The sequence below is a fragment of the Anaerococcus nagyae genome (assembly GCF_040364225.1).
Lineage (GTDB): Bacteria > Bacillota > Clostridia > Tissierellales > Peptoniphilaceae > Anaerococcus > Anaerococcus nagyae.
Genome location: NZ_AP031484.1, coordinates 826,238 through 842,537 on the forward strand (window position 1 = coordinate 826,238; position 16,300 = coordinate 842,537).

At 29.7% G+C, this 16,300-nt stretch carries 16 protein-coding genes; 12 read left to right on the top strand and 4 right to left on the bottom strand.

Annotated features, from left to right (window positions below; all coding sequences use genetic code 11):
- Nucleotides 1-35 precede the first annotated feature (35 nt).
- The 5 genes from ABXG81_RS04010 (at nucleotide 36) to ABXG81_RS04030 (ending at nucleotide 4,381) form a co-directional block, all read left to right on the top strand.
- Complete coding sequence (locus ABXG81_RS04010) at nucleotides 36-1,052, top strand: transglutaminase domain-containing protein (RefSeq protein WP_353529191.1); 1,017 nt, start codon at nucleotides 36-38, stop codon at nucleotides 1,050-1,052.
- Between the two features lie 47 nt (nucleotides 1,053-1,099).
- A complete protein-coding gene (locus ABXG81_RS04015; protein WP_209813660.1) occupies nucleotides 1,100-1,594 on the top strand; it encodes a macro domain-containing protein in 495 nt (164 codons plus the stop codon).
- Nucleotides 1,595-1,604: 10 nt separating this feature from the next.
- Nucleotides 1,605-2,531 carry a hypothetical protein gene (locus tag ABXG81_RS04020; protein ID WP_209813662.1) on the top strand — a complete coding sequence of 309 codons (927 nt, stop codon included), beginning with the start codon at nucleotides 1,605-1,607 and terminating at the stop codon, nucleotides 2,529-2,531.
- Between the two features lie 11 nt (nucleotides 2,532-2,542).
- Nucleotides 2,543-3,088 (top strand): DUF308 domain-containing protein, encoded by a 546-nt coding sequence (locus ABXG81_RS04025; RefSeq protein ID WP_117520993.1) that lies wholly within the window; start codon nucleotides 2,543-2,545, stop codon nucleotides 3,086-3,088.
- A gap of 96 nt (nucleotides 3,089-3,184) precedes the next feature.
- Complete coding sequence (locus ABXG81_RS04030) at nucleotides 3,185-4,381, top strand: hypothetical protein (RefSeq protein ID WP_288222970.1); 1,197 nt, start codon at nucleotides 3,185-3,187, stop codon at nucleotides 4,379-4,381.
- Nucleotides 4,382-4,629: 248 nt separating this feature from the next.
- Here ABXG81_RS04030 and ABXG81_RS04035 read toward each other — a convergent pair whose 3' ends face one another.
- From ABXG81_RS04035 to ABXG81_RS04045, 3 genes are read right to left on the bottom strand one after another with little or no spacing between them, the layout of a single operon-like run.
- Entirely contained in the window at nucleotides 4,630-6,021 is a 1,392-nt protein-coding gene (locus ABXG81_RS04035; protein WP_316122212.1) for a peptidase S41, read from the bottom strand.
- Between the two features lie 8 nt (nucleotides 6,022-6,029).
- Nucleotides 6,030-7,352: a HAMP domain-containing sensor histidine kinase gene (locus ABXG81_RS04040; RefSeq protein WP_117520997.1), complete on the bottom strand. Its 1,323-nt coding sequence runs from the start codon at nucleotides 7,350-7,352 to the stop codon at nucleotides 6,030-6,032.
- Entirely contained in the window at nucleotides 7,333-8,046 is a 714-nt protein-coding gene (locus ABXG81_RS04045) for a response regulator transcription factor (RefSeq protein ID WP_209813670.1), read from the bottom strand. The genes ABXG81_RS04040 and ABXG81_RS04045 overlap by 20 nt, the downstream gene beginning before the upstream one ends.
- Nucleotides 8,047-8,256: 210 nt before the next feature.
- On the opposite strand from ABXG81_RS04045, the gene ABXG81_RS04050 reads away from it, so the two are divergent.
- Both ABXG81_RS04050 and ABXG81_RS04055 read left to right on the top strand, forming a co-directional pair.
- Nucleotides 8,257-8,544, top strand: coding sequence for a hypothetical protein (locus ABXG81_RS04050; RefSeq protein WP_353529192.1), 288 nt, complete (start codon nucleotides 8,257-8,259; stop codon nucleotides 8,542-8,544).
- 125 nt (nucleotides 8,545-8,669) lie between these two features.
- Nucleotides 8,670-8,981 carry a GlsB/YeaQ/YmgE family stress response membrane protein gene (locus ABXG81_RS04055; RefSeq protein ID WP_117521003.1) on the top strand — a complete coding sequence of 104 codons (312 nt, stop codon included), beginning with the start codon at nucleotides 8,670-8,672 and terminating at the stop codon, nucleotides 8,979-8,981.
- Nucleotides 8,982-9,253: 272 nt separating this feature from the next.
- Here ABXG81_RS04055 and ABXG81_RS04060 read toward each other — a convergent pair whose 3' ends face one another.
- Nucleotides 9,254-12,235, bottom strand: coding sequence for a transglycosylase domain-containing protein (locus ABXG81_RS04060; RefSeq protein WP_288222967.1), 2,982 nt, complete (start codon nucleotides 12,233-12,235; stop codon nucleotides 9,254-9,256).
- A 133-nt stretch (nucleotides 12,236-12,368) separates the two neighbouring features.
- On the opposite strand from ABXG81_RS04060, the gene hflX reads away from it, so the two are divergent.
- The 5 genes from hflX to mraZ all read left to right on the top strand — a co-directional run bounded on the left by hflX (nucleotide 12,369) and on the right by mraZ (nucleotide 16,299).
- The gene (hflX, locus tag ABXG81_RS04065; protein ID WP_117521007.1) at nucleotides 12,369-13,607 is read left to right on the top strand and encodes a GTPase HflX; all 1,239 of its coding nucleotides are present in this window, start codon (nucleotides 12,369-12,371) and stop codon (nucleotides 13,605-13,607) included.
- Entirely contained in the window at nucleotides 13,582-14,220 is a 639-nt protein-coding gene (locus ABXG81_RS04070) for a YigZ family protein (RefSeq protein ID WP_209813673.1), read from the top strand. The genes hflX and ABXG81_RS04070 overlap by 26 nt, the downstream gene beginning before the upstream one ends.
- An 8-nt stretch (nucleotides 14,221-14,228) precedes the next feature.
- A complete protein-coding gene (locus tag ABXG81_RS04075) occupies nucleotides 14,229-14,963 on the top strand; it encodes a YebC/PmpR family DNA-binding transcriptional regulator (protein WP_353529193.1) in 735 nt (244 codons plus the stop codon).
- The gene (gene lgt / locus ABXG81_RS04080; RefSeq protein ID WP_353529194.1) at nucleotides 14,960-15,766 is read left to right on the top strand and encodes a prolipoprotein diacylglyceryl transferase; all 807 of its coding nucleotides are present in this window, start codon (nucleotides 14,960-14,962) and stop codon (nucleotides 15,764-15,766) included. Before ABXG81_RS04075 ends, lgt begins: the two co-directional genes overlap by 4 nt.
- A gap of 119 nt (nucleotides 15,767-15,885) precedes the next feature.
- Entirely contained in the window at nucleotides 15,886-16,299 is a 414-nt protein-coding gene (gene mraZ, locus ABXG81_RS04085) for a division/cell wall cluster transcriptional repressor MraZ (RefSeq protein WP_117521015.1), read from the top strand.
- Nucleotide 16,300: the final 1 nt, after the last annotated feature.

Genomic DNA, 16,300 nt, shown 5'->3' on the forward strand with positions numbered 1-16,300 from the left:
ATGGTAAAATAAAACTAATAAGGAAATATATTATTATGAAAAAATTTCTATATATTATTAGTTTATTAATACTTACATCGTGTGCAAAACCCATAAAAGAAGGTGGAGTGCCACCTATAACCACCGAATCTCGTGATAAATTGGTTGATGAAAATAGTGTTTCTATAAATGAAGAAAAAAGTAAAAATCCAGTTTTAAAACAACCATCATTTAAACCTATAGAACTTAATTATGAAATTATAAAACCTGGATTTTTAATAAAAGAAAGATTTGATGATTTAGAAACTCAAGATAAGTATGCTGTTATGATGGTTGAATACTTTGATAAAGAGAATAAAACTTTTTATGTTAGCGAAATAATAAATGATGCTCTTAATGATCCTAGAGTGAAACTTGAAGATGATTTTGATGGTAAAATGGATTTCATAACAGATTTATTTTTGCTAAGTCCTTTTTATTCTAGGGGTGATACGGAAGCTTATATTTATTATAATTATTTTTTTAATGAAGATACATTTAAACTAATTCCGAGACTTAAGATAGAAGAGAATACTAAGACATATTTAACTGCTACTGAGCAGAGCTTAGTCAAAAAGCAGATAGATGTCTTAGTTAATTATGCAAATGAGAATTACTATACACAATATGACAAAGCATATTATTTTGCCCAGTGGCTGGCTGAAAATAATGAATATCAGTTTGAATCCAGTGAGGATGATCTTATTGAAAATAATATGTATGGAGCTTTGGTCAAAGGTAAATCTCAATGTTCTGGCTTTGCTCAAAGTTTTGCTATTCTATGTCAAAGAGTTGGTATACCTGCTTATTCCGTAACAGGTAACACAAAGGTTGAGTCTAGACCAGAAGGATATTCAGGAGAGCATCAGCGGAATGTGATAAAACTGAATAATAGATGGACTTATGTTGATGTAACCGGAATGGTAGCCAATGGGCGACAATATTATTTTCACTATTTTGATAGATCAAAAAGAGAATTCGTAGATTACTATATTAGTAGATTTTTTAACGATATAGAAAAATACATTAGGTAACCCTTTATCTTTTTATCAAATATTATAAAATTTAACTGGAGGTATAAATGGGTTTTGATATTATAAACAAAGATATTACTGATTTATCTGTAGATGCTATCGTAAATGCAGCTAATACAACTCTTCAAATGGGTGGAGGAGTCTGTGGTGCGATTTTTCGTAAAGCTGGTGCCAATAGCCTACAAGAAGAATGTAATAAATTAGCTCCAATAAAAACTAGCCAAGCTGTCATAACAAAATCTTATAATTTAAAAGCAAAGTATATAATTCATACAGCAGGTCCTATATATGATCCATCTAAACCTAAGCAATCAGAGAAATTACTGAGAAATTCATATATAAATTCATTAAATTTAGCTAAAGAATACAATTTAAAATCTATAGCATTTCCCTTGATATCAGCAGGTATATATGGGTATCCATATAAAGAGGCTATAAGAATTTCAAAGGAGTGTATTAATGAATTTTTAGCTACTAATGATATAGATATCTATTTAACAATTATAGATGAAGAAATGTTCGATTTAGTAGTTAATAATTAAAAGATTTTTTATGGAACTTACAGATAAATTTGAATTTGATTCATGTAAAAATAAGGTTGAATATTCGATTGAGCATAAAAAAGTACCTATTAAGTTAAGTGATGAGCTTAGAGAGGCTATATATTATCTTTTATGGTATGTACCTAATATAAAGTCTGAGCAATCTAAGCAGAATGAATTGTTACTTAACCCAAGATATGATGATTTTATTTTTATTGAAATTATGAAAGCTATGGATCTTAAAGACGAAGATGTACTTTTTACAGAAAAAATTTCATATGATGTAATTAAGCCATTTCTAAAAGAAATTTGTACAAAATGTCCTAAGATAATAATGGCTATATCAAATGGTGAAACTAAAACTATGTCACTTTTAAGACATATAAGAAATGCTATTGCTCATGGGAATTTCAATGTCATAGATAATATAGTTGTTGGATTTGATTTGCAAAAAAATGAACAGATTACTGAATATAGGGGGTTTTTCAAACTTAATCCTAATAATCTTTTAGATGCTCTTAGAAAAATTCAATTTGACTATAATTCTCAACAATTAATTAGTAAAGCCTTTCATAAGAATGGATATTTTATAGAAGCTTATCAAGAAAAGTATCAAAGAAGCCACGATTTTGAGCTTTTTGCTAAAAAAGGTGATAAAAAATATGCTATTGATATCAAAAATTATGATTATAAAGAGGTGGTAGATAAGAATTTTATTAATAAATTACTAGTTCAGTATGAAAATTTAATGGATGGAGTAACTCCATTATTAATAATTAATACTTCTTATTTAGATGAAGATAGTAAAGAAGAATTATTAAACCATGAAGTTATTATTTTAGATGTAAAAAATATAAAGAAAATGATGGGGGGACGAGATATGGTTAGTGAAATTGAAAGGGCTAGACAAGTAAAAAATAGCTTAAAAGGTCGATAAGGAGTAGCATTATGGCAGAACATAAAAATAGTAGCATAAATTGGGAAAGCCTTATATTGGGTGTTTTGTACCTTATAGTTGCAATCATTGCCTTTAAAGATCCGACTGCAAGTTTAATGAGTATGGCGGTTTTGTTAGGCATATTTGTAATACTTTCAGGAATTGGTGATATATACTTAAGGAATAAGCTTAGTAGACATTATGAAAAAGATACTACGAATTTAAGTCTCATATCTGGAATTGTTCAAATAATATTAGGTATCATTATACTAGTTGATATTCAGACAACATTTGTGGCTTTACCATATATGTTTGCAATTTGGTTCATATTTACATCAATAATGGGCATAATTATAATAAGCCCACTAAAAATCTTTGCTTATGGAATTTGGACCAGCTTATTAATTTTAAATATTTTAGGCGTAATCATAGGGTTTATGATGATAAAAAATCCAATGAGTGCTTCACTTACTATAGTGACTCTAGTTGGTTTTTACTTTTTATTTTTGGCTATTAAGTCAATAATGCACGCCTTTCAATATTATAATTATAAGTAATATAAAGTAAATAGTTTCAAATACTTTAGTTAGGGTATTATAATATAAGTAACAAGATATGTTTTATTTGTTATTATTATTTTTAAGGAGGAAAATATGACAGATAGAAAAAATAATGATCGTAAAGTAGAGACTTTCGAAACAGAGAAGACAACTGTTGAAAGATCTTCTGACAGATCAAATAATCGTCAAACAGGAAAAAATCCTCGTAGAAGCGAAAGAGCTCATGAAGGCGTTCCTGTTTATGAAAGAGCAACTACTGCATTACCAGCAGGTACAAACCTTTCTTGGGGATCAATTCTTGCAGGTGCAATTACAGCAGCAGCTTGTTTTGCAACATTAAGTTTGATAACAGCAGCTTTAGGATTTGGTTTATTCTCACCAACTAATGCTCATCCACTAGATGGAGTAGGTGTAGGAACAGGAATATGGACTGCGATTACCTTAATCCTTTCATTCTTAGCAGGGGGATATATTGCAGGTTATGCAGCTAGAAAATCTGGTAAACTTCACGGAGCTATCACATGGGCTGTTACACTTTTACTTTTAATAACACTTGTATTAAATGCTATTACTCAAGTTTTAGGAACAGCAGCAAATGTTGCTGGAGATGTTGCAAGTGGTGTAGGTAATGTAGCTGGATCTGCTATATCATCAACAAACAATAATATAGGTAAAGGATTTGATAAAGCAGGAGAAGCTATTAGTAATACTGATATTGATACTACTGAACTTCAAGAAAATGTTGACAAGTATCTTTCAGATACTGATATACCAGAATTACAACCTGATTATCTAAATAATCAATTAGAAGAATCTAAAGATCTTATTAAAGAAGCAGCTAAAAATATAGCTCTTGATCCAGATTCAGCAGATTCTGAAATTGATAGAGTATCTAAAGATTTATCTAACAGAGCTCAAACTATTGCAGATTCAGCAGATAGAGATGCAATAGCAAATGCAGTAGCTAATAATTCTGATCTTACACAAGAAGAAGCTGAACAAGTTACAGATAATATCTACGATGGTTTAGTAGATGCTAACAAACAAGCTCAAGAAACACTTGATGATGCATCAGTAAAAGTTAAAGAACTTTCTGACCAAGCGCAAGATACTATTGATGATACAGTTGATAGTGCAAAAACAGGAGCAGAAGATGCTTCCAATAAACTTTCAGCTGGTTCTATTATAACATTCCTAGGTTTAATTGTAGCTCTAGCATTATCAGCATGGGGTGGTAAACTTGGTGAAGAAAAAGCTTTAGAAATGGTAAAAAAAGAAACAATTAGATAATAGATGTAATAAAAATTATACCAGAGAATTTAAAATCTCTGGTATTTTTTATTCACTTAAGTGAGTTGAGCGAACGAATATGAGTGAAAGAAAACTACTGTTGCAAATTAATAGATATATCGTTCACTCATTAAACACACTGCTAAAAGTTTTAGATATGATCCGTCGACTGACGGAGACAATTTTAGTAAAGTGATCGAATGATTTTGGGACGATTTATCTATTTTGAAACAGCCTTTTTTAATTTATTAATTTATAATATCATACATAGATTCAATTGGATCTTTTGAGTTTATTTTCTGGTCATATTTTAAATATTTATTTTCTTCTGATTCATTTTTGCTATAGGCACTATTTAAAGATAAAATGAGTCCAGAATGCTCTAGTACGTATAAATCGCTTCTCATGTTATAAATTACATCTTTATAAGTATTATTTGCTTCTAATCCATTTTTAACTACATATGCATCGCTATCTTTAAGAATATCTGCTAATTTTATAGCTTCGTTAGATGTATATTCATTTGTCAATACATAGATTTTTCTATCAGAAAAATCATTATTTTTTTCTATCTTATGACTTACTTCATCATAGTACAGATAATCATCTAAATTTATATTTTCAATTTCATTAGGATATTTGCTTACATCATTTTTTACAAATGGGGTAGAGTAGCTAGTGCTTTGATTTGATTTTATTGACTCTAAACTACTTTTCATTAATTTTCCTCTATAAAATATTAAATTAGATTCTTCATAATCTTGATGAATAAGCATTTGGGCTAGTTTGCTTGGATATATATTATCTATTGAGTTATTATTAGACAAGTCCAATAAAACTGTGTCTATAGGTGGATTGTCTAATAGTAAATCTACGATTGTTTTCAAGTCCTTATCAAATTCATCTGCTTTAAAATCGGGTAATGCAATCCTTAAGATTTTTTCTTTTTCAATTGATACACTCATAGATGGCTTTATTTTTTTAGGATCTGCAATTAGTCTTTTATACCTATCTACAGCTTGTGGATTGCCTAGTATCTTATTTCTGTAAGATTTGGAGTCTTTTCTATAGTAATTAAATAGGTGATCATATGTTTCTTTATCTAAAATAAAGGTTCTACTATCATCTAGTATAGATATATATTGGTCTAAGATTTTAAAGTATTCTTGATCTGTTTTTGAGCTATAAACTTTTTTGCGATATGAATTGTAATCTTTTATAAATTTTTGGAAATTTTCTTTATTCTCATTATCTACAGCATAATTTCTCTCAATGGTTTTATATAAGTCATCAAAGTCAGTAACTTTTTCTGCTGAGCTTAATGATCTGCCATCGGATGAAGAGACGAATACTTCATTTGACATTTTATTTAAAACTTCATCTCTAAATTTTGGATAACCCATTATCTTATAAGCATTTATAGCATTTGAGATTAAACTAATAATTAGTAGTAAAATAGCTATAGCTATTATACCAACTAAAATTCTTCTTCTTCTATACTTTTTCTTTTTTTGAGCTCTTTTTCTCTTTGCTCTCTCACTTACTGAAGAAGAATTAATATTAGATCTATTTTTAGCATTAACTTTTTTTTTATGAGATCTATTATTGCTTTTAGATTTATTATTATTTTTCCTTGTCATAATTTTCCTTATTTCATAAATGTAAGAGTAAAGTCAGTACCTTCATTTAATTTTGAATCTACATTTATCGTACCACCGAGGGCATCTGTAAAGTTTTTTGTAATAGATAATCCTAAACCATGTCCATTATCTTCGGTATTTCTTGAATCTTCTATTCTATAAAACCTTTCAAATATTCTAGGAATATTCTCTTCTTCTATACCAATTCCATCATCTATGACTCTTAAAGTTATTTCTTTATTATTATTTTTTAAATAAACATCAATATTTCCATTTTTACCTATTGCTTTAATTGCGTTAGATATTAGATTTTGAAGTATTTGGTTAAATTTATCTTTGTCTGAGTTTACAATAATGTTTTCATCTATATATGAATTTAATGTTATATTATTATTTTCAGCATTTATTAAAAAGCTATTTACTACACTTTTTACTTCATCGGATAAGTTGAAGGTTTCTTTATTTAATGCAAAATATTCCACATTATCATCAAAAGTTTTCTTTAGACCTTCTACTAAGCCTTCTAATCTTTTTACATCTGTTAGAAGTATATCCATAGTATCTTTATCAGCTTCGATCACTCCATCTTTGATAGCTTCTATATAAAGCTGTAGATTAGTAATAGGAGTACGTAAGTCATGTGATATATCTTGAGCGTATTGCTTTCTAATTTCTTCTTGATACTTTAAGTTATTTGATAAATAATTTATATTATTTTGAAGAGTCTCTAGTTCTTTTATATCTGTATACTGATCGCCTATATCATATTGTCCATCTTTGATTTTTATAGTGGCATCACTCATAGTCATAATTGGTTCAGAAATGTTATCTGAAAGTATTAAACTTATTATAATACCAATTAGTAAGGAGATACCTATAGAATAAACAAGCGCTGTCGAAAAATTCTTTTGAAGCTGCTGAATAGGTTCGGGATTTGTATAGTAAATAACGTGAAGTTTTCCAGAACGACGTGTTTTATCGACGTTGAAAAAAGAAAAAACATCTTCTTTTGGTGGATATGGATTATGTTTTTCGCGTCCATCAAAAGAATAGGATATACTACCGTCTGGCTCTTCAAATACGATTTTTACTTTTAAATCTTGTGCTAAGCTGTCAATACCTTCCCACATTTCTTTTTTGCTTATATTATTATCATTATTATATACTCTAAACCAATAACTTACTTCTATAGATCTTTCATCTTTCATATCTAGAAGTAATTCTTTGTAGTTAAAGTTTACAAACAAAGTTACAAGTATTGAAAAAACTAAAATGCAGGCTAAGATGCCCGCGGTAAAGTTTCTTATTATCTTACTCTTTAATGTGATCATCTACTCCGCCTGATTTGTAACCCATACCATATATAGTTTTTATATATATAGGTTTTTTAGGGTTATCTTCAATCTTTGATCTAATATTTTTTATATGAGTATCAATAGCCCTGTCATAAGCGTCATAATCAAAACCAAAAGTCTGCTCTATAATTTCATCTCTAGAATAAATTTTATTAGGATTTGAAAATAGGGTCTTTAAAATTTGGAATTCATTTCTTGTAAGCAATATTTCTTTGCTATCTTTAAAAATCCTATTATATTCTAAATCCATTTCTAATCTGCCGTCGCTAGTTTTAATTATATCAGCTCTTGGAATGTTGTATTTTTCAATACGACGTAATATTGCCTTTACTCTTTCCACTAGTTCTTTTGGAGAAAATGGTTTTGTCACATAATCATCTGCACCAAGTCTAAGACCATCAACTCTGTTATTTTCTTCAACCTTAGCAGAAACCATTATCACTGGAACTTCTGATTTGTTTCTTATTTCTTTTATAACTTCCTCACCTGGTATTAAGGGGAGCATTAGATCTAGTATAATCAGATCTATTTCATTTTCATTAAAGATTTTTAAGCCTTCTTTGCCGTCAAAAGCTTGAAGTACATTGTATCCTTCTTTTTCAAAGTAGGATTTCATGATAGTTGATATTTTTTGTTCATCTTCTATTATTAAAATTGTAATATCATTCACGACTTTCACCTCATTGATATTATACCATAAGCTATATCTTTTTTTTTCTAGATTTCATCAATCTGATTTTAAAGAGTATAAGCAAAGTTTGAGAATTTTATATAAATTAATCAAAAAAATATATTTTTTTATACAATGGGTATAAGTATTAATGATAAGATAGTTATGTTGTTATTTGATATTTTTAAGAAATTAAGAAAGGGGAAATGTATGAATTTAGCAGGTATGCAATGGTTATATGCAATTCTTATAGGCTTAATTATAGGATGGGTTTTACCAGCAGCTATGAGCGAGAAAACTATAATGCCATATGGTAAAGCAATCACTTGGGGAATTGTTGGTGCATTAATTGGTGCTGTAATTTATGGACTTGCAAATGACGCTCCTACAAATGGAATGGTTGTTCTATGGTCTATAATAGGTTCACTAGTATGCTACTTTATTGTTCGCGCAGTAAATAATAAGAACAATACAAACAATACAAGAGCACAAGTTTAATTTATCTTATCAGGCGCACCTTCAAGGTGCGTTTTTTGTTTAAAAATTTTAAACTTGGCTATATATATAATGTAATAATTTTAATTTTCTTATTACGAAATTTTTTATTCTTGAAAGGAGAAATTATGTTTGACGGAAAGTCATTTATCATGACATTAATTTTAGGAGCACTAGCAGGATGGATTGCTAGTATGATTATGGGAAAAGATGCGGAAATGGGCGGAGTTGCTAACATTATTGTTGGTATACTAGGTTCTGTAATAGGTGGCTGGATATATAATGCAGCTTTCTTAAAACCAGGCACTACTCCAAATACATTTGTAGAAATATTATGGGCTGTAATTGGTGCTGCTTTATTACTTTGGATTATAGGATTAATTAAAAACAAAAGCAATAAGAACACTACTACAACTAATAGAAAAAATAATAGATTCTAATTATTTTTGTAACAGAGCCTAGGCTCTGTTTTTTTTTGTATTTTTAAATCTAATTGAAGTAATTACTATAATAGAAAGATTTGAAAAGTTGATGCTTGAAAAAAATAAACTTAAAAGAGCCATTGCAAAACTATGAATAATTATCGTACTTTCATTAGAAGGTTCTCTTAGGAAAATTTTTACATAGTCTGCCTAACTCGTGAAGGCAAAATTTCCGCAGAGGTTCTTCTAATTATTTTGGGACGATTTATTCATTCTGCAACAGCTCATTTCTATCTTCTTATGTCTTTTTGATCTTTATTTTGATTCTCGGTATTATTATGAGAAGGATTTTGATTTCCATCTACAGAAGATGGATTTTTATTATCCTCATTCGGATTTTTGTTATCTCCATTTTCTTCTGTTTCATCTTTGTTTTCTTCATTGCTTTTATCTTCATCTTCGCTAGATTCATCATATGATTTATGATATCTAGGTTTTGGAGCAACATATATCAAATCAGAATATTCTGTAGGAGCTCTATAATCCCAATCTCTTGGGTAAATATCCCCAAAGTCTTTTGGATTGTAATTACTTTTTGGTCTTATAAATGATCTTTGAACTCTTGCCCAGCTAGGAGTTACGTCTGAAGCTAGCAAATTATTTCTACTATCAACTGTTAGCAATACGTGTGCATCATCTTCTTTTGTAGGCTTATTATCTGGACCAAAGATTTCTGTTATAACTGTACCACGAGGATCAGCTCTAGATAAATCTGTTGGTATTTTACCACTCATAGTATCTACTAACATTTCTACAATTGAATCAGGTCTTTCAAATGAACTAGAATCATAATCTTCTAGAATACTATTATTTACAGTATTCCACATTTTGGCAGCTCTTTTAATAGAAGTACCATTCATTCTTATTGATTGATCATCTGAACCCATCCAAATACCTACTGTATAATACGGAGTGTATCCCATACACCAAAAGTCAACATAATCGTCAGTTGTTCCAGTTTTTACAGCATAGTCTATACCATTTAGGTTTATGTTGTTATAATAAGCACCTGCACTTTGTAAAGCAGAGGTTATTTGGTATGCTGTTTGTTCACTTGTTACATTATGAGTAATTACATTATCGCTATCAAACAATACTTTACCCTGAGAATCCTCAATTTTAGAGAATGTAAGGGGTTCATTGTAGGTACCTTTATTAGCAAGTGCTGCATAGGCTGCTGTCATATCTAAGTTTGTAAGGCCATGTGTCATTGCTCCTAGACCTAAAGCAGCAAGATTTTCATCATTAGTAACACTATTTTCATCTTTTGTTATAAAGTTATCATCACTTCCATTTTCTTTTATAATTCCAAATCTTTTTAAGTAATCCATACTGGTGTCTATACCGATTTCATCTAAGGTTCTTACAGCTATAGTATTTATTGATAATTCTATAGCTTTTCTAATTGGTACTACACCCATGTAATAATCATAAACATTTTTGGGCCAAGGTTGATTATTATCATTCATCAGTAAAGGAACATCATCCACACCAGTTGCAAGATTAAAGCCATTATCTAAAGCAGCTGTATAGGTGGCAATAGGTTTGATTGAAGATCCAGGTTGTCTTGGTATAGAGGAAGCTCTATCTAAAACTCTCATACCTTGTTGGTCACGTCCACCCATTATAGCTTTTATATGTCCATTGCTGTGGTCTATGACTACAGTAGAAGATTGAGGCTGAATTATACCATCAAGATCTATGTCGTAAAAGTCTTTATTTATTGAGAATGTACCATCATCATAATAAGAAAATAGTCTTGGATTTTTTTCTAAATATTTATTACTTATTACAATATTTTGGTTATCATCTAACTTAATATTTTCATTGGTATTAAAGTCGACATATCCTGACTTATGAGTTCTTAAATTTTTATTATTTTCATCTAATGAATAGTAGTTTCTAAACATTAGTTTTGTTTGATCTAAATAAGCCTTATTTGTTTTCATAACGATATTATTATCTTTATCGTACCAAGCTTCATCAGCTCTTAATCTAATATCGTTATTTTCATTTAATAAATTTGCTTTTGAATAGTACAAGAGATTTCCATTATCATTTATGATATTTCCATATTGATCATATTTTAAATCTAATAGAGGGGCTTGCTGCCAAGTGGAAGTATCTCCAACTAAATATGATGAAAAATCATTATAAATTGATTCAAGTTGTTTTTGCATATCTTCATCAATTGTTGTTGTAATGCGTAATCCACCATAGTTAAGTCTATCCCAAGCTTGATTTTCACTCATGTTGTAAGTTTCCATCAGTTTTTTAACAACTTGTTTTTCCAAAAGTGAGTTAAAATAGCTTGCAATTTCTGTATTAGTTCTTATAGCAGGTTTTATTGATTCTGCAACATCAAATGACCTTGCATCGTCATATTCTTTTTTGCTTATATAACCGTGCTCGAGCATCTTATCAAGAACATAAACTTCTCTTTTAAGTGGCGCAGGATTATAAATTGCAGCATATTTTTCTCCTTCAATATTGAATTCTCCAAGAATTTTTTGATCAGTAACTTCTCCTACTTTAATTGCTTTATAAAGAGAGTTATCTGAAGGAGATTGTACAATACCAGCAAGAGCCGCACACTGAGCTAAATTTAGCTCTGAAACGTCTTTATTAAAGTAAGTTTTTGCGGCGGCTTCGACACCATAAGAATTTTGACCCATAAATACACGATTTAAATAGGCACCTAGAATTTCATCTTTGTTTAAATTCTTTTCTATTTCTAAGGCTAGATAAATTTCTCTAATCTTTCTTTGATAGGTTTGATCATTTGTAAGGTAAGTATTACGAGCAAGCTGCTGAGTAATTGTAGATCCACCACGTACAATTCCACCAGCTCTAAAATTCTCAACAGCTGATCCTAGTATAGATTGGGGATCTACACCTGGGTGTTTATAGAATCTTTCATCTTCAACTGCTACAAAGGCGTGTTTGAGATCATCTGGAATATCGTTGTAGTCTACAATTTCCCTATATTCATTTGTAGCTATTGAATCTAGTTCATTTCCATCTTCATCAACTATAGTGGAATTTTGGCTCATTTCATATTTAATAATATCTGAATCTATTTTTGGAGCAGTTTTCATAACTTCAAGTATTGCTCCTCCAGTAAGACCTGCAAATATGGTCACTGCTGATAGTAAGATTAAAAATACTATTAATATAAGCTTTAGTACTATAGAGGTAATTTTTTTTGTCATTATGCCTCCTAAATATCTTAGTCTATTTTTTGTATAATTTATTACCATTTTATCATTTTTTTATTATTTATTCCATATATACTATCTTTATTAATTATTGGCTAATCGTATAATCTATTTAGAAAGGGAGTTTATGCAAGAAGTTATACAAGTAAATGTTTTAAATAGAGATGACGATGAAGATAATAAAATTTATGAACTAGAATCTTTAATCAATACAGCTGGGGGCAAGTCTCTAGCATACGTTAGCCAAGTAGTGGATAAAGTTAATCCAAGATTTTACATAGGTAAGGGTAAGGTTAGTGAGATAAAAGACTTGGCAAAAAAATTAGAGGTAGATACGGTTATTTTTGACGTTGAACTATCAGCTAGTCAACTTTATAATCTTGAAGAAGAACTAAAGCTACACGTTGTAGATTGGACAACTCTGATATTAGACATATTTGCTCTAAGAGCAAATACTAAAGAATCTAGACTAAAAATTAAACTTGCACAGCTTAAATATCAGTTACCTAGACTTAATAAGTGGTTTTCATATTTATCAAGGCAAGCAGGTGGTATAGGTACAAGAGGACCTGGAGAAACAATGCTTGAAACTGATAGACGTGCAGTAGTTCGCGACATTAAATCTTTAGAAAAACAATTAAAAGATGTAGAAAAGACTAAAAGAGTAAATAGGCAGTCAAGAAGAAATATCCATAATATTTCACTATTAGGCTATACTAATGCGGGCAAGTCAACTATTTTAAATGGCATGATGAAAATTTTTGGTGCGGAAAAATTTGTATACTCAGATGATTTACTTTTTGCGACTCTTGATACATCTACTAGAAGATTAGACTTTTCAAATACCAAAGTTACATTAACAGATACTGTAGGTTTTATTGATAACTTATCAGCTGAATTAAATGATTCTTTTTTAACTACTTTAGATGAAATTAGATTTGCAGATATGCTTTTAATAGTAATAGATGCAAGCCATAACATTGAACATCAATTACATGCTATAGAAACAGCTATTGAAGATATAGACATTGGTGATAAAGAGATTTTATATGTTTTTAATAAGATGGATAAAGTGAAAGATGAACTTGCTGTAAAGCTCTTTAAAAGAGAGAGTGAAAGAATATATATTTCTGCACAAGATGATGATGATTTAGTAAGGCTTAAAGATAAGATAGTTTCATTGATAAAGAGTGAATACGAACTTGTAAATATGCACATACCTTTTGCTGATGGTGATATCTTAGATCATATGATGACTAATTATGACATATTAAATACTAAATATGATGAAGATGGAACAAATATAAAATTTGAGATATCTAAAGAAGATAGGGATAAGTATGGACGATTTATCACAAGCTTATAAGACTGTTGAAGGCAGTCATATAAGTGAATTTGAAGAAGAAAAATCTAGATTTATAACAACAATTTTACATGTTGAAAGTGAAGAAGAAGCAATAGAATTTATAGATGAAATATCAGAAAGATATAAAGATGCTACTCATAATTGTAGTGCTTATATTATAAATAAAATTCCAGAAATAAAAAGATATAGCGATAATGGTGAACCACAGGGGTCTGCTGGATTACCTATGTTATCAGTTTTGGAGAAAGAAGGAGTAAGTAATATAGCAGTTGTTGTTACTAGGTATTTTGGAGGAAAGTTATTAGGTAAAGGTGGTCTTATTCGTGCCTATAGTAGGGGAGTAAGTGACGCACTCATAAATAATATTGTTTACAAAAGACCATTTTATGTAGTAGAATTAATTCATTCTTATTCACTATTAGGGCAGATTGAAAATTATTTAAATGAAAATGATTTTGCTATAATAGATAAGGAATTTACTGATCAAGTTAAAATTTCTTTATATATAAAAGAAGAAGAATATGAAAAAGTTTGTAAAAACTTAATAAACTTGACAAGTGATAATATTAAAATAGAAAATAAAAAGGCAGAAATGCTTTTTACTAAATTATAGGAGGATTTATGTCAGGACATAATAAATGGAGCAAAATTAAAAATAAAAAGGGAAATGAAGATGCAAGAAGGGGAAAAATCTTTACTAAACACGCTAGAAATATAACTGTAGCAGCTAGACAAGGTGGGGACAATCCAGATTATAACCCAGCTTTAAAACAAGCTATTGACAAGGCAAAAGCTGATAATATGCCGAATGATAATATTGATAGAGCTATAAAAAAGGCAACAGGAGAAGGTGCAGGAGATAATTTTCAAAGAGTAATATATGAAGGTTATGGTCCAGCTGGAGTAGCAGTAATAGTAGATTGTCTAACAGATAATGTTCAAAGAACAGCACCAGATGTTCGCCATGCTTTTGATAAAAATGGTGGAAATCTAGGTACTGATGGATCAGTTATGTTCATGTTTGATCATAAAGGTGAAATTTTAGTAAATAATAAAGATAAAGATTTTGATGAATTTATGATGGACGCTTTAGAAGCTGGAGCAGATGATGTAATTGAAGAAGACGAATTTTTTGAAGCTATAACAAGTGTAGAAGCATTCAATGAAGCAGTAGCTAAGCTTGAAGAGTCTGGATATAAAATTGAAAGATCAGAAATTTCTTATATCCCACAAAACGAAGTAGAAGTATATAGTGAACATCATCCTAGTCTTACAAAATTAATAGATACACTTGAGGATAATGACGATGTTCAAGAAGTTTATACTAATTGGGACGAACCTAGTGAGGAAGAATGATGACTTTTGACCTTAATCGAGTCGCCTTTTCGCTTTTTGGTATTGATGTATATTGGTATGCCTTACTTATTATAGCAGGGATGCTGTTAGGTACTTATTTTGCAAAAAAAGAGCTTGTTAGACGCGGCTTTGACGAAGACTTTATATATGATATTTTATTTGTAGCAATACCTATAGGTATACTTGGAGCTAGATTTTGGTATGTACTTTTTGAGTGGGATTATTATTCTCAAAATCCAGGTCAAATATTAAACATAAGAGGTGGAGGTCTTGCTATCCATGGAGGTATAGTTTTTGGAACACTTGCAACTTATTTTTTTGCAAAAAAGAAACATTTACCATTTTTAGATTTAACAGATGTTTTAGTACCATCGCTTGCTTTGGGGCAAGGTATTGGAAGATGGGGAAACTTTATGAATCAAGAAGCTCATGGTGGTCCAACAGATCTTCCTTGGGGAATCGTAATTGATGGAGTTAAGGTTCATCCTACTTTTTTATATGAATCAATTGGTGATATTATTATCTTTTTGATTTTAATAAATTGGAGAAAGAGAAATCCTGATAAAGGCAAACAGAGTGCGGTGTATTTAATGGGGTATGGATTAATTAGATTTTTTGTGGAAGGACTAAGGACGGATTCCTTATATTTAGGACCTATAAGAATAGCTCAGCTAATGTCTCTATTGTTTATAGTTCTTGGTCTAATAATATATGTTATAGCAAATAAAAAACATGTCCCACCATATTTTAGTCCCAAAAGAGCTAAGGAAGAAAAAAAACAAAATATAGTTAGATTTAAGTGAAATCAAATAAGTTAATAAATTTAATCGGCTCTTTAAGCCGATTTTTTTTGTTTGATTTTTTATCCTCTATGGTATAAAATGATTATAAAGTGGATTAAAGTGGTTTAAGGTGGTAATAAGTGTTCTTAGGTGAATTCACACATAAATTAGATTCTAAAAATAGAATAATGATGCCAAGTGAGTTTAGAGAAAACCTTATTGATGAAATATTCATAACCAAGGGACCAGAGTCTTCATTAATAATTTATATTAAAGAAGAATTTGAAAAACAAAGTGCAAGGCTTAACGATCTTAGTAACGAAAATAAAAAAAATAGAGCTATAAAAAGATTGTTTTTTTCATCCACTATAAAAACAAGCTTAGATAAACAAGGTAGAATTTTGTTAAATAAGAACTTAAGAGATTATGCACATATCGAAGATGAGGCTATGATAATTGGAAATAATTTAACTATAGAAATATGGGATGTTAAACAATGGCAAAAATACATAAATGAAGTTGAGGTGAATTTATCCGATATAATGGATGAATAAT